15 protein-coding genes are annotated in these 19,496 nt (G+C 66.6%); 13 read left to right on the top strand and 2 right to left on the bottom strand.

The annotated features are described in order from the left end of the window. The first annotated feature begins 9 nt into the window (after window positions 1-9). From AC1RHV_RS20785 to typA, 7 genes are all read left to right on the top strand, one after another. A complete protein-coding gene (locus AC1RHV_RS20785) occupies window positions 10-1,794 on the top strand; it encodes a pseudouridine synthase (protein WP_054450989.1) in 1,785 nt (594 codons plus the stop codon). Between the two features lie 390 nt (window positions 1,795-2,184). After that, window positions 2,185-2,688 (top strand): ribosome maturation factor RimP, encoded by a 504-nt coding sequence (rimP, locus tag AC1RHV_RS20780; protein WP_054450990.1) that lies wholly within the window; start codon window positions 2,185-2,187, stop codon window positions 2,686-2,688. After that, a complete protein-coding gene (gene nusA / locus AC1RHV_RS20775) occupies window positions 2,685-4,163 on the top strand; it encodes a transcription termination factor NusA (protein WP_054450991.1) in 1,479 nt (492 codons plus the stop codon). The genes rimP and nusA overlap by 4 nt, the downstream gene beginning before the upstream one ends. A gap of 91 nt (window positions 4,164-4,254) precedes the next feature. Next, entirely contained in the window at window positions 4,255-7,296 is a 3,042-nt protein-coding gene (gene infB / locus AC1RHV_RS20770) for a translation initiation factor IF-2 (RefSeq protein ID WP_054450992.1), read from the top strand. 24 nt (window positions 7,297-7,320) lie between these two features. Further along, window positions 7,321-7,722 carry a 30S ribosome-binding factor RbfA gene (gene rbfA / locus AC1RHV_RS20765; protein WP_054450993.1) on the top strand — a complete coding sequence of 134 codons (402 nt, stop codon included), beginning with the start codon at window positions 7,321-7,323 and terminating at the stop codon, window positions 7,720-7,722. 37 nt (window positions 7,723-7,759) lie between these two features. After that, window positions 7,760-8,512 (top strand): tRNA pseudouridine(55) synthase TruB, encoded by a 753-nt coding sequence (gene truB / locus AC1RHV_RS20760; RefSeq protein WP_054450994.1) that lies wholly within the window; start codon window positions 7,760-7,762, stop codon window positions 8,510-8,512. Continuing rightward, a complete protein-coding gene (typA, locus tag AC1RHV_RS20755) occupies window positions 8,509-10,332 on the top strand; it encodes a translational GTPase TypA (RefSeq protein ID WP_054450995.1) in 1,824 nt (607 codons plus the stop codon). The genes truB and typA overlap by 4 nt, the downstream gene beginning before the upstream one ends. Before the next feature lie 77 nt (window positions 10,333-10,409). Here the strand turns inward: typA and cynR are convergent, their stop codons facing one another. Next, window positions 10,410-11,321 (bottom strand): transcriptional regulator CynR, encoded by a 912-nt coding sequence (gene cynR / locus AC1RHV_RS20750; protein ID WP_054450996.1) that lies wholly within the window; start codon window positions 11,319-11,321, stop codon window positions 10,410-10,412. A 153-nt stretch (window positions 11,322-11,474) separates the two neighbouring features. On the opposite strand from cynR, the gene AC1RHV_RS20745 reads away from it, so the two are divergent. The 4 genes from AC1RHV_RS20745 to AC1RHV_RS20730 all read left to right on the top strand — a co-directional run bounded on the left by AC1RHV_RS20745 (window position 11,475) and on the right by AC1RHV_RS20730 (window position 15,926). After that, window positions 11,475-12,701 (top strand): muconate cycloisomerase family protein, encoded by a 1,227-nt coding sequence (locus AC1RHV_RS20745; RefSeq protein ID WP_054450997.1) that lies wholly within the window; start codon window positions 11,475-11,477, stop codon window positions 12,699-12,701. 42 nt (window positions 12,702-12,743) lie between these two features. Further along, complete coding sequence (locus AC1RHV_RS20740; protein WP_175214004.1) at window positions 12,744-13,658, top strand: dioxygenase family protein; 915 nt, start codon at window positions 12,744-12,746, stop codon at window positions 13,656-13,658. A 110-nt stretch (window positions 13,659-13,768) separates the two neighbouring features. Next, a complete protein-coding gene (locus AC1RHV_RS20735) occupies window positions 13,769-15,115 on the top strand; it encodes an MFS transporter (RefSeq protein ID WP_492301880.1) in 1,347 nt (448 codons plus the stop codon). 22 nt (window positions 15,116-15,137) lie between these two features. After that, window positions 15,138-15,926 carry a 1,6-dihydroxycyclohexa-2,4-diene-1-carboxylate dehydrogenase gene (locus AC1RHV_RS20730; protein WP_492301878.1) on the top strand — a complete coding sequence of 263 codons (789 nt, stop codon included), beginning with the start codon at window positions 15,138-15,140 and terminating at the stop codon, window positions 15,924-15,926. A 13-nt stretch (window positions 15,927-15,939) separates the two neighbouring features. Here the strand turns inward: AC1RHV_RS20730 and AC1RHV_RS20725 are convergent, their stop codons facing one another. Continuing rightward, complete coding sequence (locus tag AC1RHV_RS20725) at window positions 15,940-16,878, bottom strand: LysR family transcriptional regulator (protein ID WP_492301876.1); 939 nt, start codon at window positions 16,876-16,878, stop codon at window positions 15,940-15,942. 128 nt (window positions 16,879-17,006) lie between these two features. Between AC1RHV_RS20725 and AC1RHV_RS20720 the strand changes: the two genes are divergently transcribed. Both AC1RHV_RS20720 and AC1RHV_RS20715 read left to right on the top strand, forming a co-directional pair. After that, complete coding sequence (locus AC1RHV_RS20720; protein WP_082400683.1) at window positions 17,007-17,990, top strand: Bug family tripartite tricarboxylate transporter substrate binding protein; 984 nt, start codon at window positions 17,007-17,009, stop codon at window positions 17,988-17,990. A gap of 43 nt (window positions 17,991-18,033) precedes the next feature. Then, entirely contained in the window at window positions 18,034-19,458 is a 1,425-nt protein-coding gene (locus AC1RHV_RS20715) for a M20 family metallopeptidase (RefSeq protein WP_054451003.1), read from the top strand. Window positions 19,459-19,496 lie beyond the last annotated feature (38 nt).

Here is a 19,496-nt window from a genome sequence, read left to right as displayed (position 1 = left end):
AATACAGCAATGCAGGACGACAATCCCCGTTCGGATGATGCCGCTTCCAATGGCCAGCCGGAATCCGCCGCGCGTGAGCCGGCGGCTGAAGGCGAGACGGGAGCCCGCGGCAGGGGCCGCAAGCTGAGAACGCCGTTCCGCCGTCGCCGCGGCGATACCGCCGCCGAGCAGGCGCCGGCCGGCGAAGCGCAGCCCGCGGCGGCTGCCGCCCCTCAGGCCGAGCCGCAGGAGTCGCGCGGCACCGAGCAGGAAGCCGAGCAGGCGTTGTCGTACCTGGAAACCGCTGACCGCATGGAGCAGCGTCTGGGCAAGTACCTGAACAGCGATTCGGTCATGCCCAAGCTGCACAAGGTGCTGGCGGACGCCGGCATCGGTTCGCGCCGCGAAATGGAAGAACTGATCGTTGCGGGCCGCGTGTCGGTCAACGGCGAGCCGGCCCATATCGGCCAGCGCGTGGCGCCCAATGACCAGGTGCGCGTCAACGGCAAGCCCATCATGCGCGTCAATACGAAAAAGCCGCCGCGCGTGATCCTGTATCACAAGCCCGCTGGCGAGATCGTCAGCCATGACGACCCGGGCGGCCGCGCAAGCGTTTTTGCCCGCCTGCCGAAGCTGCGCACGGGCAAGTGGCTGTCGGTCGGCCGTCTGGATCTGAACACGGAAGGCCTGTTGATCTTCACGACCTCCGGCGACATGGCCAACCGCATCATGCATCCGCGCTACGGCACGGAACGCGAGTACGCGGTGCGTGTGCTGGGAGAAATGGACGAGGCTCAGCGCCAATCGCTGGTCGACGGCATCGAGCTGGACGACGGCATGGCTGCCTTCGGCGCCCTGGACTACCTGGGCGGCGACGGCAGCAACCGCTGGTACCGCGTCACCCTGCAGGAAGGCCGCAACCGCGAAGTCCGCCGCATGTTCGAGGCCGTGGGCGTCACGGTCAGCCGGCTGATCCGCACCCGTTTCGGCGACGTGGTCCTGCCGCGTACGCTGCGCCGCGGCCGCTGGGAAGAGCTGGATTCTTCCCTGGTCACGGCCTTGATGGTCCAGTTGGGCCTGGTACGCGACGACGATGAATCCGGCGGCAACCGTCGCCGCTCCAAGCAGCCGCAGTCGCATGACAGCGCGCTGCCCCCGGGTTTCGGCACCATGGACCGCAACGGCATGAACGGCGCGCGCATCGGCCGCCGCGGCAAGCTGCAAGGCGGTCGCTTGGGCAGCGCAGGCCAGGCGGCCGCGTGTCCGTCGGATCCTTTTGGCACGGGCCTGATGATTGCTGGTGGTTATGCCAACGGCCATCCCCTGTCGGGAGAGGGCGCTGGGGGCAACCGCAAGGGCGGCAAGCCTGGCGGCGGCCGTTCCGCAGCGGGGGCGGGCGGCAAGGCCGGCGGCAAGCAGGGCGGGGGCAAGCCTGGTGGCAAGTCCGGCGGCAAGCCGCGCGGTCCGCGCGCGGCTGCGGCGGGCGGCCAGCCTGGCAATGCCGTGTCGGTCGAGGCTGGCGGCGGCAACGTCGCGGAAGCGCCGGCTGGCGGTCGTCGCTCGGCTGGCGGCAAGCCTGCCGGTGCGCGTGGCAATAGCGGTCGCGGCGGCAAGCCGGCAGGCGCCGGTGGCGGCCGTAGCGGTAACAAGTCGGGCGGCGCCGGCGGCAATAAGGGGCCGAACGCTGGCGGCAAGCCGCGCGCACCCCGTAATGCCTCGTCGTCCCCGCGCGGCGATGACTGGCAGCCGCGCGGCGCTTCGGCGCACGAATCCCGTCTGGGCGTGATGGGCGGGCGCGGTCGTCAGGGTCGCTGAAGGCCTGCGGGCGGCGCGCCGGACGCGCCGCTGCGCGGGATATGTCCCGCATAAACGTAAGCCCGCGACGAATCAGGCGTTTTTCCAGTTTATCTGGTAAAATCAATGGTTTTCATGGCTTCGCGCCGTCGCCTTTTGCGTGCCCGCAAGGAAAAGCACGCAAATACAGGGGCGGCAAGAGCTGGCAGTTTGCATCGGACTTTGCGCCTGGTGCTGCCTGGCCCGGGTTGCGGGTTGGGGCGGCGGGTCTTAATGGCCTGGGGCGGCGCAAGCCAAATTTAGGTCGCAATATAGGGCACTGCCCAGCATTGCTCCTTACGTGCAGTAGGGTGGCGGCTGGGCGCTGTGCAATACGGTGGGCTGGGCGTGCAGCCCATTTTTTTTGAGTATATGGCTGATTTATTCGCATTGACCAAAGAGGCTCTGGCCGGCATGGACGTCGAACTCGTGGACGTCGAGCGTGCCGCCCTGGGCCTTTTGCGCGTCACGATCGATCGGGTCGGCGGTGTGCGCATCGAAGACTGTGAACAGGTGTCCCGCCAGTTGTCGCGGGTGTTCGAAGTCGAGAACGTCGACTACAAGCGGCTGGAAGTCGGTTCGCCGGGCGTCGACCGCCCGCTGCGCAACGAGGCCGACTTCCGCCGGTTCGCAGGCGAGCGCATCGAAATCAAGCTGCGCGAGGCATTGGACGGCCGCAAGGTCTTTGCCGGCACCCTGACGGTGCCCGAAGACGACGCCGCAGCCTCCGACGCGGCTGCTGGAATGCAAAAGACCGTGTTCGGTCTCGAATTTGAGGCAAAAAAGAACGACGTCCAGGTATTGAATTTCACGGTCGACGATATCGAACGTGCAAAACTGGATCCCGTTCTGGATTTCAAGGGCAAAAAGCGATGAGTCGCGAAATTCTTCTGTTGGTCGATGCCTTGGCGCGTGAAAAGAACGTCACGCGCGACGTCGTGTTCGGAGCGCTGGAAAGCGCGCTGGCCTCGGCGATGAAAAAGCGCTTCAAGGATGATGCGGACATCCGTGTCGCCATCGATAGGGACACGGGCGATCACGAAGGCTTCCGCCGCTGGCTGGTCGTGCCCGACGAGGCTGGCCTGCAAGAGCCCGACAAGCAGGAAATGCTGTCGGACGCGCAGGAAATCGTCCCCGGCATCAAGGAAGGCGAGTACATCGAAGAGCCGCTCGAACCCATCGAGTTCGGCCGCATCGGCGCGCAGGCCGCCAAGCAGGCCATTCTGCAGAAGATCCGCGACGCCGAGCGCGAGCAGGTGCTGAACGACTTCCTGGACCGTGGCGAGACCATCGTGTCCGGCACGATCAAGCGCATGGACAAGGGCGACGCCATCGTCGAAACCGGCAAGATCGAAGCGCGCCTGCCGCGTTCCGAAATGATCCCGAAGGAAAACCTCCGGGTGGCCGACCGCGTCCGCGCCTTTGTGTTGCGCGTAGACCACGCCGCGCGCGGCCAGCAGGTGATCCTGTCGCGCACCGCGCCGGAATTCATCCGCCAGCTGTTCGAGAACGAAGTCCCCGAAATCGAGCAGGGCCTGCTGGAGATCAAGGCCGCGGCCCGCGACGCCGGCGTGCGTGCGAAGATCGCCGTGGTGGCATACGATAAGCGCATCGACCCGATCGGCACCTGCGTGGGCATGCGCGGTTCGCGCGTGACTGCCGTGCGCAACGAGCTGGGCGGCGAACAGGTCGATATCGTGCTGTGGTCGGAAGACCCCGCGCAGTTTGTCATCGGCGCCCTGGCGCCGGCCAACGTCGAGTCCATCGTCGTTGATGAAGACAAGCACGCGATGGACGTCGTGGTGGACGAGGAAAACCTGCCCAAGGCCATCGGCGCCAAGGGTCAGAACGTTCGCCTGGCTTCCGAGCTGACCGGCTGGCAGATCAACATCATGACGCCGGAAGAAAGCCTGAACCGCCAGGAAGTCGAGCGTTCGGGCCTGCGCGCCACGTTCATGAGCAAGCTGGACGTCGACGAGGAAGTCGCTGACATCCTGATCGACGAAGGTTTTACCGGTATCGAGGAAATCGCCTACGTGCCCATGCAGGAACTGCTGGAAATCGAGGCCTTTGACGAAGACACCATCAATGAGTTGCGCGCCCGTGCCCGCAATGCGCTGCTGACCGAGGCGATCGCCCAGGAAGAGCGCCTTGAGACCGCGCAGGATTTGCTCGAACTCGAAGGCATGACGCCCGAACTGGCTGCCAAGCTGGCCGAGCGCCAAGTGCATACGCGTGATGATCTGGCCGAACTGGCGACGGACGAACTGGCGGAAATCGCCGGTCTGACCGAGCAGGAAGCCAGCGATCTCATCATGCGTGCCCGCGCCCATTGGTTCGACGAGGAATAACCAAAAGGACACGGGTCCGCGGCGGACGGAATATCCGCCGCCGCGAGTTCACGTTGTTTGTAATAGCTGCATATAGGGAAGAGAGAGCCTAATGTCGAGTAATACCGTCGCGCAGTTCGCTACCGAGCTGAAAATGCCTGCCAATGTGCTGCTGGATCAGCTGCGCTCGGCTGGCGTTGACCTCAAATCGGTCGACGATTCCGTCACCGACAGCGACAAGGCGAAATTGCTCGAATCGCTGCGTCGCGCCCACGGCGCGACCGAAGGCAAGAAGATCACCTTGACGCGCCGCCAGACGTCCGAGATCCGCCAGGCGGATGCCACCGGCCGTTCGCGCACGATCCAGGTCGAAGTGCGCAAGAAGCGCGTGTTCGTCAAGCGTGATCCCTCCGAAATCGCCCTGGAACAGGCCGCGTCCGCGCGTGCCGAAGATGAGGCAGCCGCCGAAGCGGCGCCGCAGGAAGTGTCGGCGCCCGTCGCACCCGAAGCTGCCGCTCCTCGCGAGACCGCTCCCGTCCAGGCTGAGGCTATTGCCCCGGCCAAGGCGGAAGAGCCCGTTGCTGCAGAAGCGCCCGCGCCGGTCGAAGCGCCCGCGCCTGTTGAATCCGTCGCGGCCGAAGCGCCCGCTCCCGTCGAGGCGAAAGCCGCCGAAGTCCAGGCCCAGCCTGAACCCGAACCGACGCCGGCGCCTGCTCCTGCCGAGCCCGTGGCCGAAGAGGCCAAGCCCGAAGTCAAGACTGAATCCACCGAGCCCAAGGCTGAAGAAGCCAAGCCGGAACCCGTTGTGCTAGCCAATAAGTCCGAACCATCTTCCTCCCAGGCCGCCGCGCCTGTCGCCCAGGCTCAGCCTGCCGCGAAGTCCGAACCCGTCAAAACCGCCGCGAAGCCCGAGCCCGCCGCGCCCGCCGTCAAGGTTGGCAACCGTGCGGACAACCGCCGCGCCGGCCCGCCTCTCGCGGCTTCCGCCGCGCCGGCGGCCCGCGACGAGGCCCGCCGCAAGGCCGAGGCTGAAGCCGCCGCTCTGCGCGAGATGCTGAACCGTCCGCGCAAGGTGCTGCGCGCTCCCGAACCGGAAGCGCCCGCCGCTGCCGCGCCGATCTCCGGCACGCTGCACAAGCCGGCTGGCAAGCCGGGCGCCGCTCCCGGCGCCAAGAAGGACGCCAAGCCCGCCGCTCCCGGCGCGAAGAAGACCATCAAGACCGCCGAAGTCGCTTCGACCTGGTCCGATGACGCTTCGCGCAAGAAGCCCGCGGACAAGCCGGCAGCCCCGGCCAGCCGCGACGGCTGGCGTGCTGGCGGCAAGGGCGGCGGCAAGGGCGGCCGAGGCGGCCGCAACCAGCAGAACGATCGCCGCAACGAGCCGGCGCCGCAGGAATTCATCGCGCGTGAAGTTCACGTGCCGGAAACCATCAGCGTGGCCGACCTGGCCCACAAGATGTCCGTCAAGGCCGCAGAAGTCATCAAGCAATTGATGAAGCTGGGCCAGATGGTCACCATCAACCAGGTGCTGGACCAGGAAACCGCCATGATCGTGGTCGAGGAACTGGGCCACGTGGCAATCGCCGCCAAGCTGGACGACCCGGAAGCCTTCCTGGACGAAACCGCCAGCGTGTCGGAAGCCGAACAGCTGCCGCGCGCGCCGGTTGTCACCGTCATGGGCCACGTCGACCACGGCAAGACCTCGCTGCTGGACTACATCCGCCGCGCCAAGGTTGCCGCGGGCGAAGCCGGCGGCATTACTCAGCACATCGGCGCCTACCACGTTCAGACCGAACGCGGCATGGTGACCTTCCTTGACACCCCGGGCCACGAGGCGTTTACCGCCATGCGTGCCCGCGGCGCCAAGGCGACCGACATCGTCATCCTGGTCTGCGCGGCCGACGACGGCGTGATGCCGCAGACCCGCGAAGCCATCCACCACGCGAAGGCCGCAGGCGTTCCGATGGTCGTGGCCATGACCAAGATCGACAAGCCCTCCGCCAACCCCGACCGCGTCAAGCAGGAACTGGTTGCCGAGGAAGTGGTGCCGGAAGAATACGGCGGCGACGTGCCGTTCGTGTCCGTGTCGGCCAAGACCGGCGAAGGCATCGACGATCTGCTGGAAAACTTGCTGCTGCAGGCCGAAGTGCTGGAACTGAAGGCTCCCGTCGACGCGCCCGCCAAGGGCCTGGTGATCGAAGCTCGTCTCGACAAGGGCCGCGGCCCGGTCGCGACCATCCTGGTGCAAAGCGGCACCCTGCACCGTGGCGACGTGGTGCTGGCCGGCGCAAGCTTTGGCCGCGTGCGCGCCATGCTGGACGAAAACGGCAAGCCTATCCAGGAAGCCGGTCCGTCGATCCCCGTGGAAATCCAGGGCCTGACCGAAGTGCCGGCCGCTGGCGACGAGCTGATGGTGCTGTCCGACGAGCGCAAGGCGCGCGAAATCGCGCTGTTCCGCCAGGGCAAGTTCCGCGACGTCAAGCTGGCCCGCCAACAGGCCGCCAAGCTCGAGTCCATGTTCGACAACCTGGGCGAGGGCACGCAGACCCTGGCCCTGATCGTGAAGACCGACGTCCAGGGTTCGCAGGAAGCGCTGGTGCAGTCCCTGGTCAAGCTGTCGACCGACGAAGTGCGCGTGCAGGTCGTGCACGCCGCCGTGGGCGGCATCTCGGAAAGCGACATCAACCTGGCCATCGCCTCGAACGCTGTCGTCATCGGCTTCAACGTCCGCGCCGAAGCCAGCGCCAAGAAGCTGGCCGAGAACAACGGCATCGACGTGCGCTACTACAACATCATCTACGACGCCGTGGATGAAGTGAAGGCAGCCATGTCGGGCATGTTGGCGCCCGAGAAAAAGGAAGAAGTCATCGGCTTGGTCGAGATCCGCGAGGTTTACAGCATTTCCCGCATCGGCAACATCGCCGGTTGTATGGTGCTGGACGGCCTGGTGCGTCGCGATTCGCAAGTCCGCCTGCTGCGCAACAACGTGGTCCAGTGGACCGGCCAGCTCGATTCGCTGCGCCGCTTCAAGGACGACGTCAAGGAAGTCAAGTCGGGCTTCGACTGCGGCCTTACGCTGCGCGGCAACAACGACATCCAGGTGGGCGACCAGCTGGAAGTCTTTGAAATCAAGGAAATCGCGCGTACGCTGTAAGGCGACCGCGAGGCATTTTTTCTAATGAGCCGTCACAAGTCCAAAGCCATCCCCGGCCGCAATCTGCGGCTGGCCGACCAGATCCAGAAGGATCTGGCCGGGATCATCCAGCGCGAGATCGACACGAGCCGCGCTGGACTGATCACGCTCTCTGGTGTGGAATTGTCGACCGACTACGCGCATGCCAAGGTGTATTTCACGGTTCTGGGCGCCGAGCCCGAAGCCGCGACCGCCTTGCTGAACGAAAAAGCCGGTTGGCTGCATTCCCAGCTGTACAAGCTGCTGCACATACATACTGTCCCCACTTTGCGCTTCTTCCACGACGAGCAGATCGCCCGTGGCATCGAAATGTCGATCCTCATCGACCGCGCAAACCGGCCCGGCCCGCATTCGGGCGTGCCCGACGAACCTGAAGACCAGTCCTGATCGGGCTGTCGTCACTGCTTTAAACCGGATTCCGACGATGGCTAAACGACGCGGGCTTACGCTCGACGGTGTGCTGTTGCTCGACAAACCCGTGGGTTTGTCGAGCAACCACGCCTTGCAACGCGCCAAACGCGCCATGGACGCGGCAAAAGCCGGCCACACTGGCACGCTGGATCCCTTCGCCACCGGTCTGCTGGTGTGCTGCATGGGACGCGCAACCAAGATTTCCGGTGCGATGCTCAACGCCGACAAGGCATATCGCGCTACGCTGCAATTTGGCTCCGAAACCGACTCCGGCGACCTGACCGGCAACGTCGTGTCCACCGCCGAGCCGGGCTTTACCGTGGATGAGCAGGCGCTGCGCGACGCGCTGTCACGTTTCTCGGGCACGATCGAGCAGATTCCGCCCATGTATTCGGCGCTCAAGCGCGACGGCAAGCCCTTGTACGAGTACGCGCGCGCCGGCATCGAGCTGGAACGGCCGCCGCGCCAGATCACGATTTACCGCATCGAACTGCTGTCCCTGAACGGAACCGAGGCAGAGATCGATGTGGCATGCAGTAAAGGCACATACATCCGGACGCTGGCCCAGGACATCGGGCGCGTGCTGGGCTGTTACGCCCACCTGACGGCGCTGCGGCGCACGCACGTCGGGCCGTTTTCCCTGGAACGCGCCGTTGCGCTGGATGCCTTGCAGGCCATGCCAGACCCCAAGCAGGCATTGCTTGCATTGAACGAATTGCCGGAGGGCTTGCTGCCCTCCACCCTGACCTTAAAGGACTCGCTATGACTCGCGCCTTGCGCAACGTCGCCATCATCGCCCACGTGGACCACGGTAAAACCACCCTGGTCGACCAGCTGCTGCGCCAATCCGGCACCTTCCGCGAAAACCAGGCGCTGACCGAACGGGTCATGGACTCGAACGACCTGGAAAAAGAACGCGGCATTACGATTCTGGCCAAGAACTGTGCCGTCGAATACGAAGGCACGCACATCAACATCATCGACACCCCGGGACACGCGGACTTCGGCGGCGAAGTCGAGCGCGTGCTGTCCATGGTCGACGGCGTGCTGCTGCTGGTGGATGCGGTTGAAGGCCCCATGCCCCAGACCATCTTCGTGACCCGCAAGGCGCTGGCCCTGGGCCTGAAGCCCATCGTCGTGGTCAACAAGGTCGACCGTCCGGGCGCCCGCACCGATTTCGTCATCAACGCCACCTTCGACCTGTTCGACAAGCTGGGCGCCACCGACGAGCAGCTGGACTTCCCGGTGATCTACGCCTCGGGCCTGTCGGGCTACGCCGGCCTGAATCCTGAAGTGCGCGAAGGCAACATGCGCCCGCTGTTCGAAGCCATCCTCGAACACGTGCCGCAGCGCGACGACGATCCCAATGGTCCGCTGCAGATGCAGATCATCTCGCTGGACTACAACAGCTACGTCGGCAAGATCGGCGTGGGCCGCATCAACCGCGGCCGCATGCGTCCCGGCATGGAAGTGGCTTACAAGTTCGGTCCTGAAGGCCAGGGCGGCCGCGGCCGCATCAACCAGGTGCTGAAGTTCCACGGCCTGGAGCGCATCGTCGTGGACGAAGCCGAAGCCGGCGACATCGTGCTGATCAACGGCATCGAAGAGCTGGGCATTGGCTGCACGGTGACCGACACCGCCAATCAGGACGTGTTCCCGATGCTGCGCATCGACGAGCCCACCCTGACCATGAACTTCATGGTGAACACCTCGCCCTTGGCCGGCCGCGAAGGCAAGTTCGTGACCAGCCGCCAGCTGCGCGACCGCCTGGACCGCGAACTGAAGTCGAACGTGGCGCTGCGCGTGCGCGACACGGGCGACGACACGGTGTTCGAGGTGTCGGGCCGCGGTGAACTGCACCTGACCATTCTGCTGGAAACGATGCGCCGCGAAGGCTACGAGCTGGCCGTGTCGCGTCCGCGCGTGGTGTTCAAGGATATCGACGGTGTGAAGTGCGAGCCGTTCGAATCGCTGACCGTCGACGTCGAAGACGCCCACCAGGGCGGCGTGATGGAAGAGCTGGGCCGCCGCAAGGGCGACCTGCAGGACATGCAGCCGGACGGCCGCGGCCGTACCCGCCTGGAATACCTGATCCCGGCTCGCGGCCTGATCGGTTTCCAGAACGAGTTCCTGACGCTGACGCGCGGCACCGGCCTGATGAGCCACATCTTCCACGAATACGCGCCCATCAAGGAAGGCTCGATCGGCGAGCGCCGCAATGGCGTGCTGATCAGCCAGGATCACGGCGACGCCGTGGCCTACGCCCTGTGGAAGCTGCAGGATCGCGGCCGCATGTTCGTGAGCCCGGGCGATGCGCTGTACGAAGGCATGATCATCGGCATCCACAGCCGCGACAACGACCTGGTCGTGAACCCCATCAAGGGCAAGCAGCTGACCAACGTGCGCGCCTCGGGCACCGACGAAGCCGTGCGCCTGGTTCCGCCGATCCAGATGTCGCTGGAATACGCCGTGGAATTCATCGACGACGACGAACTCGTGGAAATTACGCCCAAGTCGATCCGTCTGCGCAAGCGCTTCCTGCTGGAAAACGAGCGCAAGCGCGCCGCGCGCGAATCCGCCGTCTGATGGCACGGCGCGCAGCTTGGCTGCGCTGCTACAAAAAAACGCAGCCTTCGGGCTGCGTTTTTTTTGGGGCCGCAGTGTCAGGGGCGGTTCGCGCTTGCCGCGCCAGGCAGGCGCTGCACCGCGTCCAGCAGCCGGGCGGCGAACTCCTGGGCGGCGCGGCTGCGCGAGGCTTCCTTGCGCCACAGGATGGCCGCGCGGCGGATGGTGGTGGGGTCGGTCAGCGCGATGCTCTTCAACCCCGATCCGGCCGCGCCCGCCGCATGCTCGGCGGCGATGGTCGCCAGTTCGCCCTGCCGGCACAGGTGGATCAAGGCGTCCACCGACTCCATTTCGACCCGCACGTCGGGCGTCAGCCCTGCCTGGGCGCAGGCCGCGTCTATCATGCGGCGCGTGGCGAAACTGCGCGGCAGCAGCGCCAGCGGCACACCCGCGAGATCGCGCATGCGCAGGCTGCGCCGCGAGGCCAGCGGGTGGTTTTTGCCAACCACGACCTGCAGACGTTCGTCAAACAGGGGTTGCGCCTCGATTTCTTCCCGCAGCGCCGGATGGAATGAAATGCCCAGGTCCAGCTGGCCGCTGACCAGCAGGTCTTCAATGGGGCCAGCCCGCAGATCGCGCACCTGGATCTGGACCTTGGGAAAGGCCAGGCTGAACCCGGCCACTGCGTCCGGCACGAAATGGGTCAGGAAGGTGGGGATGACGCCTATGGTCAGGGACCCCGCCTGCAGGCCGGCCAGATCCGCCAGCGCCATCTTGCCGGCTTCGATTTCCTGTAGCGCCCGGCTGGCGTGGTCGCGCAGCACCCGGCCCGCCTGCGACAGGCGCAGCCCCCGGCCGATGCGGTCGAACAAGGGCATGCCCAGCTCTTCTTCCAGCTGGCGCAGGCCATGCGACAGGGTGGATTGGGTGACGTGCAGGGCGTCGGCCGAGCGGGTCAGGTGCTCGGTGTCGGCGACGCTGAGAAAGTAGCGCAGCTGGCGCAATTCCATCGAGGGGCTCCTGGCGCTATGCCGGTCTGGGCGGTCGATGATTGTAAGTGTATCGTTCGACCATATCGAATGATAAATGCAATATAAATCATTGGATGCAAAACCGGCCGAGCCCTAACCTTGCCGCATCACTCACGCAGGGCTTCAGGCTTTATGACATCCGTTTCGACCCCGGCTCCGATCACGGCAGACGATGCCACCTGGCGCATCGAGCGCATCCACGCAAGAATCGTCGACATCCCGACGATCCGGCCGCACAAGTTTTCGTTCGGCGCCATCAACCGGCAAAGCCCGGTGATCGTGCAGCTCTGGCTAGCCAACGGCGCCTGCGGTTTTGGCGAAGCGGCCACGATAGGCGGCCCGTCGTGGAACGAGGAATCGCCGGAAACCATCCTGCATGCGATCCAGAACTACCTGGCTCCCGCCGTGGCCGGCGCGGATGCGCGCAGATTCGCCGAACACCTCAACCGCTTCGATGCGGTCTGCAAGGGCAATACCTTCGCCAAGAGCGCGGTCGAGATGGCGCTGCTGGACGCCGTGGCGCGCAGCCTGGGCGTGCCGGCCTGGCAATTGCTGGGCGGCAAGCGCATCGAACGCCTGCCGCTGGCCTGGACGCTGGCCAGCGGCGATTCGCAACGCGATCTGGAGGAGGCCGAGCAGATGATGCAGGCGCGCCGCCATCGCCTCTTCAAGCTCAAGATCGGCGCGCGCAGTCCGGCGGACGACGTGGCGCACGTGACGCGCATTGCGCGCGGCCTGGACGGCCGCGCCGACATGACGGTGGACGTCAACCAGGCCTGGGACGGCAACACCGCCCGCCGCTATCTGCCGCAACTGGTGGAGGCCGGCGTGACCCTGATCGAACAGCCCGTGGCGAAGTGGGACGTGCAGGCGCTGCGCGAAGCGACGCAGTCGCTGGGTTCGGCCGCGCTGATCATGGCGGATGAAACCGTGTGCTCCGCGCAGGACGCCTACATGCTGGCCGCGCAGCGCGCCTGCCATGTGTTTTCCCTGAAGGTCGCCAAGCACGGCGGGTTGCTGCGCACGCGCGAGGTCGCGGCCGTGGCGCAAGCGGCCGGCATCGGCTGGTACGGCGGCACCATGCTGGAAACCTCGCTGGGAAGCGCGGCGTCGGCGCACGTGTTCGCCACGCTGTCCGACCAGCACCACGGTTGCGAACTGTTCGGCCCGCAATTGCTGGTCGACGACATCGTCGAGCAGCCGATGACCGTGCGCGACTTCGAACTCCACCTTCCCGACGGCCCCGGCTTTGGCGTCGTCGTCGACGAAAAACGGCTGGAACGTTTTGACCGCGCAAGGGCGGGCCTGACGCCCGCCACGGTCGACTTCGGCCGCCGCGGCGAGGCCGCTGCGACCTGACCCATCACTTTCCCGATCATTCCAAAAAGCAGGAGACGCATCATGGCTGAATATACCCAGCAACAACTACTGGATCTGGTCAACAGCTCCCAGGTCAATCCGGGCAACGACCGCGTGCGGCAGATCACGCAGCGCATCGTGTCGGACCTGTTCCGCGCGATCGACGATCTCGACATCAAGCCCGATGAATTCTGGGCGGGCGTGGACTGGCTTGCGCGCCTGGGCGGCAGCGGCCAACTGGGGTTGATCACGGCAGGCCTGGGCTTTGACCGCCTGATCGACATCCGCGAGGAAGAGGCCGACGAGGCCGCCGGCCGCGCCGCCGGCACGCCGCGCGCGATCGAGGGACCGCTCTACATCGCGGGCGCGCCCTTGTCCGACGGCGAAGCCCGCCTGGACGAGGATCCCGCAGCCGGCACGGTGCTGGTGATGGAAGGGCAGGTGCGTGACGTGGACGGCAATCCCGTCGCCGGCGCGCTGGTGGACGTGTGGCACGCCAACGAGCTGGGGCGTTATTCGCACTTCGATCCCGACCAGGCGGACTACCACCTGCGCCGCAAGATCAAGACCGACGCGCAAGGCCGCTACCGCTTTCGCAGCTTCATCCCGCCGGGCTACGCGATTCCGCCGAACAGCCCCACGTCCGAATTGTTCGGGGCGCTGGGCCGCCATGGCAACCGGCCGGCCCACATCCACTTCCTGGTGGCGGCCGACGGGCAGCGCACCTTGACCACGCAGGTCAACATCCCGGGCGACACCTTCCTGGACGATGACTTCGCCTTCGCCACGCGCGACGGCCTGGTGGTCGAACTGCAGCCCAATACGCCGGCCGCCGGCTATGAGAGCCTGGGCGTGAACGCGCCGTTCACACGCGTCTGTTTCGACTTTGTGCTGCAGCCGGCGCTGGACGCCGACGAGGCCCGTCCGCAAGCCCGCATGGACCGCGCCACCGCCTGACCGATGCCCGGGCGGCGCCCGCAAGCGGCGCCGCCATTCTTTTCCCCAAATCACCTAGAACAACCCGCAGGCGCGAGGCCGGGTTCGGCCGCGCCATGGAGACAACCATCATGGCCGCGACTTCCAGCTGGTCGATTCCGACGCTGATCGACCAGGAACGACTGGGCGCCTTTCAATGGCGCGTGTTGATCCTGTGCTTTCTGATCGCGCTGTTCGACGGCTTCGACACACAGGCGATCGCCTTCACCGGGCCGGCGATCCTGGCCGCCTTCGATCTGAAGGCGGGCGCGCTGGCGCCCATCCTGACCGCTGGCATCGTCGGCATGACGGTGGGCGCCATGACCCTGGGCCTGATCGGCGACCGCATCGGCCGCCGTCCGGCCATCATGCTGGGCCTGGCCCTGTTCGGCCTGTCCACGCTGGCCACGGCCTGGGCCACCGACACCACCCATATCCTGGTGCTGCGCTTCATCGCCGGCCTGGGCATGGGCGGCTGCACGCCGGTGCTGCTGGCGCTGGCCGCCGAGTACGGTCCGGCCCGTTTGCGCGGCGCCATCATGACCGGCGTGCTGCTGGGCCTGCCGGCCGGTGCCATGCTGGGCGGCCTGTTGGCCGCCCGCATGCTGCCCGTCATCGGCTGGGAAGGCATCTTCATCGTGGGCGGCCTGGCGCCGCTGGTCCTGCTTGCCGTCGCCTTTCTGATGCTGCCCGAGTCGCTGTACTTCAAGGCCACGCGCCGCGATCCGGAAAGCCAGCGCTACATCGCGCGCGTCTTGTCGGCCATCTCGCGCCGCAAGCTGGACGCCGACGCGCAGTTCACCGTGCCGGAGGAATCCGTCGCGCGCGCCGGCGTCGGCGCCTTGTTCTCGGATGGCCACGGCGCCAAGACCGTGGCGATCTGGGCGGTGTACCTGCTGAACTGGGTGGCGTGGTTCATGCTGCTGTCGTGGCTGCCCACGGTGCTGAAGGCCGCGGGCCTGCCCGCCGAGCAGGCGCCCATGGGCACGGTCATCGTCAACGCCGTCTTCATCATCTGCGCGATTCCGCTGTCCTTCGTGCTGCCGCGCGTCAACACGAGGAGGCTGCTTGGCGGCATGTTCGCGCTGGGCATCGTGGTGGCCGTCGGCCTGAGCCAGGCCGGCGACAACTGGACGCTGGTCTTCATCCTGGTCGGCGCGGCCGGCTTCGGCATCGGTGGTCAGCAGATTGCACTGAACTACCTGGTGGTGGGCGCTTACCCCACCGCCTTGCGCGCCACCGCCACCGGCTGGGCTATCGGCATGGGCCGCGCGGGCGCGATCGCGGGTTCGGCCATCGGCGGCAGCTTCCTGGCCTGGGGCGGACCGTCGGGATTCTTCATCGCGTTGGCGATACCCCTGGCGGTCGCGGCCCTGGCGGTGCTGAGCCTCAAGCTCAAGCACGCGCGGCCGGACGGCGCGCTTTCGGCGGCCCATTGATATAGCAAAGGACGATACAAGCATGAGCACACATCTACGCTTCGAGGGCCTGGTGGCCCTGGTCACCGGCGCCGCCCAGGGCGTGGGCCGGGCAACGGCCCGGCGCCTGGCGGCTGAAGGCGCGCACGTGGTCGTGGTGGACCGGGCGGAGGAGCAGGGCGCCGCCGTGGCCGAGGAGATCCGCGCCGCGGGCGGACGTGCGAGCTTCGCACAGGCCGATCTGGAAACCCATGAGGGCGCGCAGTCCATGGTGCGCGCCGCGTTGGAGATCAACGGCCGCATCGACGTGTCGGTGCATAACGTGGGCGGCACGATCTGGACCCGGCCGTTCTGGGAATACACGCCGGAGCAGATGCAGCGCGAGGTCAACCGTTCGTTGTGGCCCACGCTGTGGTCCTGCCGTGAAGTCATACCGGTGATGCGGGCGCAGGGCGCGGGCGCCATCGTCAACGTGGGTTCCAACGCCACGCGCGGCATCTACCGGGTGCCGTATTCGGCCTCCAAGGGCGGCGTGCACGCCGCCACCGTCTGCATGGCGCTGGAGCTGGCGAAGTCGGGCGTGCGTGTCAATTGCGTGTCGCCGGGCGCGCTGGACAACGGCGTGCGCGCGATTCCGCGCAATCACGAGACGCCATCCGTGCAGGAAGCCGCCTGGGTCAGCGAGATGTATGCCTCCTGCCTGCGCGACACGCCGCAGGACCGCCCGGGCCAGGCCGAGGAAGTCGCCGCGGCGATCTGCTTCATGGCGGCGCCCGAGGCGTCCTACATCACCGGGCAGATCATGTATGTGGCGGGCGGCGACATAGGCTGAAGACCGGGCTGGTTCAGCTGGCCTTGCGCCCGGCCGCCAGCCAGTCCAGGAAATCGCGGCCCGGTCCCTGGTCGCGCACGATCGCGCCGATGGGCTGGAATGAACCGGGCGATTCGATGCGCACGCGCTGGAAATGTCCGTGCTGCATGTACCAGTTGCCCAGGGTCTGCGGCACCATGGCCAAGGCCTTTTGCGCATGCATGACGGCGATGAGCAGCGGCATGGGCGGGGCGGCGCTGCTCAGCCGGCACAGCCGCGGCACCACGCCGGCGCGTTCGAAGAAGGCCTTGAAGACCGCATGGATGGCCAATTCCGGGCGAGGTTCTATCCATAGTTGGGATGCCACCTGCGCCAGCGTGGGGGCGTCGTCCGGATCCAGCAGCGGGTGGCCGGCAGCGGCTACGATCACCGCCGCGTCTTCCTGCAGCGGCACGAATTCCAGGCCGGCGGGCACGGCTTCCGGACGCCGGCACAGCAACATGTCCAGGCTGCCGCTGGCGGCTTGCGGCAGTAGTTGCTCGCGGCTGCCTTCCACCACCTCTACTTGCAGTCCGGGCCGCGCGTTCATGTAGGCGGGCAGGCGCTCGGCCAGCAGGCCGCCCGTGGCTGCCGGGATGGCGCCCAGGCGCAGATTGCCCGTGGCGCCCTGGCGCAGGGCCGCCACCGAATCGGTGGAAGCGCGCAGCGTCGTCAGCATGCTGCGGGCGCACTCCGCCATGAGCTGGCCGCTGCGCGTGGTGCGCATGCCGCGGGCATGGCGCTCGAACAGTTGCACGCCCAGCAGATCTTCGATGTCGGCCAGCGCATGGGTGGCCGCGGGTTGGCTCAGGCCGATATGGCTGGCCGCCTGCTGAATGCTGCCCAGGTCGGCGATGCTGGCCAGCAATTGCAGGTGGCGCAGGCGGCCTTTGGCGAGCAGGCGGGACAGCAGGGTGGCGGGAGCGACGTCCATGGCTCGGGGAGGGAAGATATTCAAAATACGAATATATCCACGCATTAATGTATTTGAAATAAGGATATGCCCTGGACACAATGCAGCGATCCCTTATATCGCTTCCGTTCCCCAGGAGTGGCTGGTCCATGAAGTCCCGTCTGCTGCACGCGCTGGTTTGCGCCGTAACTTTCAGTGTTTCGTCCCTGGCCGCCGCCCAGGATGCCTATCCCTCCCAGCCCTTGCGGCTGATCGTGCCGTTCGCGCCCGGCGGGTCCACGGACGCGCTCGCCCGCGCGGTGGCCGAGGGCCTGCGCAAGGAACTGGGCCAGAGCGTGGTGGTGGAGAACCGCGCCGGCGCGGGCGGCCTGCTCGGCACCGAGGCGGTGGCCCGGGCCGAACCTGACGGCTACACGCTGGGCATGGCCACGGTCAGCACCATGGCCGTCAATCCGCTGCTGTACGGCACCAAGCGGGTCAACCCCGAAACGCAGCTCAAACCAGTGGCCTCGGTGGCGACGGTGCCGGTCGTGTGGATGGTGAATCCGGCGTTTCCGGCGCAGGATTTTGCGCAGTTCCTGGCTGAGCTGCGGGCCCATCCGGGCAAGTATTCCTATGGTTCGCCCGGCGTCGGTTCGCTTGGCCACCTGAATCTGGCGGCGATGAATGCCGATCTGAAGGTCGATGTGCTGCACGTGCCGTACCGCGGCATGGGGCCGGCGCTGACCGCCGCGGTGGGCGGCGAGGTGCAGGTGCAGCAGGACCAGTACGCGTCCGCGCAATCGCTGGTCAAGGCTGGCAAGCTGCGCGCCATCGCCGTGTCGGCGCCCGCGCGGATGCCTGACATGCCGGACCTGCCGACCATGACGGAACTGGGTTATCCGCAGCTGAACGCGCTGGGCCAGACCTGGTTCGGCCTGGTCGTGCCCGCCGGTACGCCCGATGCCGTGGTGCAGCGCCTGAATCAGGCCGCGGTGCGTGCGCTGGCCGAGCCTGGGCTGGTGCAGCGCCTGGCGGGCATGGGCGCGCAGCCCGACGCCGGCACGCCGCAGGCCTTTGCAGAGCGCATCGCGCAGACGCTGGCCGCCAACCGCAAAATCATTGAAACTGCCGGCATCAAGCTCGACGAGTGACCTGACCGGTTTTTTCCCCGCCATTACAGCCACAGGAGAAACAATGGGTGCCATCGATAAACTTGCGCCGTTCATCGACGCGCGCAGCGAGCGCTACGCGGAACTGAGCGACCGCATCTGGAGCCTGGCCGAACTGCGCTACGACGAACACAAGTCCGCCGAGCTGCACATCGCGATGCTGGAAGTAGCGGGTTTCCGCGTCACGCGCGACGCCGCCGGCATTCCCACCGCCTTCGTGGCCGAGGCCGGCAACGGCGGCCCGGTGATCGGCATCCTGGGCGAGTACGACGCGCTGTCGGGCCTGAGCCAGGAGAGCGGCGCCTACGCCTGCCAGCCTTCGCCGGAAACGCCGAACGGCAACGGCCACGGCTGCGGCCATCATCTGCTGGGCACGGCCGCGCATTTTGCGGCGGTGGCGGTGAAGGAATTCCTGGAGGCCAACGGCCTGCCCGGCACCATCCGCTTCTACGGCTGTCCGGCCGAAGAGGGCGGTTCGGGCAAGACCTTCATGGCGCGCGCGGGCCTGTTCGACGACGTGGATGCGGCGCTGACCTGGCATCCCGCATCGCACACCGGGATCTTCCACCAGTCCTCGCTTGCCAACATCCAGGCCTATTTCCGTTTTCGCGGCGTTGCCGCGCACGCGGCCAATTCGCCGCACCTGGGCCGCAGCGCGCTGGACGCGGTCGAGCTGATGAACGTGGGCGTGAACTACCTGCGCGAGCACATGGTGCCGGATGCGCGCGTGCATTACGCCGTGACCAACAGCGGCGGCATTTCACCGAACGTGGTGCAGGCCCGCGCCGAAGTGTTGTACCTGGTGCGCGCACCCATCAATTCGCAGGCGTCCGAACTATACGAGCGCGTGCAGAACGTGGCGCGTGGCGCGGCGCTGATGACGGGTTGCGAACTGGAAATCGTGTTCGACAAAGCCTGCTCGAACTACATTCCCAACGGCGTGTTGAACCAGATCATGTACGCCAACATGCTGGCCTTGCAGGGGCCCGATTACACCGCGGGCGAGCAGCAGGCCGCTCGCCGCATGTGGGATGCGATCTCTACGGACGACATCGACAACGCCGGCAAGAACCTGGGCGCGGTGCTGCGCAATCCCACGCCGCTGTTTGCCGGCGTGGCGCCCTACGAGCCCGGCAAGGCTGAGATCACCTACGGTTCCACCGACGTGGGCGACGTGAGCTGGGTCGCGCCCACCGCGCAATGCTGGGGCGCTTGCTACGCCTACGGCACGCCGTTCCATTCCTGGCAGATGGTGGCGCAGGGCAAGATGTCCATGGCGCACAAGGGCATGGTGCACGCGGCCAAGATCATCGCGGCGACCGCCGCCGATCTGTACACGCAGCCCGAGGCGCTGGCGCGCGCCAAGGAGGAACTGATGGAGACGCGCCGCGGGCAACCTTACGTCTGCCCGATTCCGCCGGACGTGCTGCCCTCGTTCATGCGCAAATAACAGGGAAAGGGCCCCCACGCTGCGCACGCTTCGCGCGC

Source organism: Achromobacter sp. GW823-FHT04E03, assembly GCF_058796095.1.
Note: the sequence above shows the minus strand (reverse complement) of the source record. Positions and strands in the feature narration are given on the sequence as shown.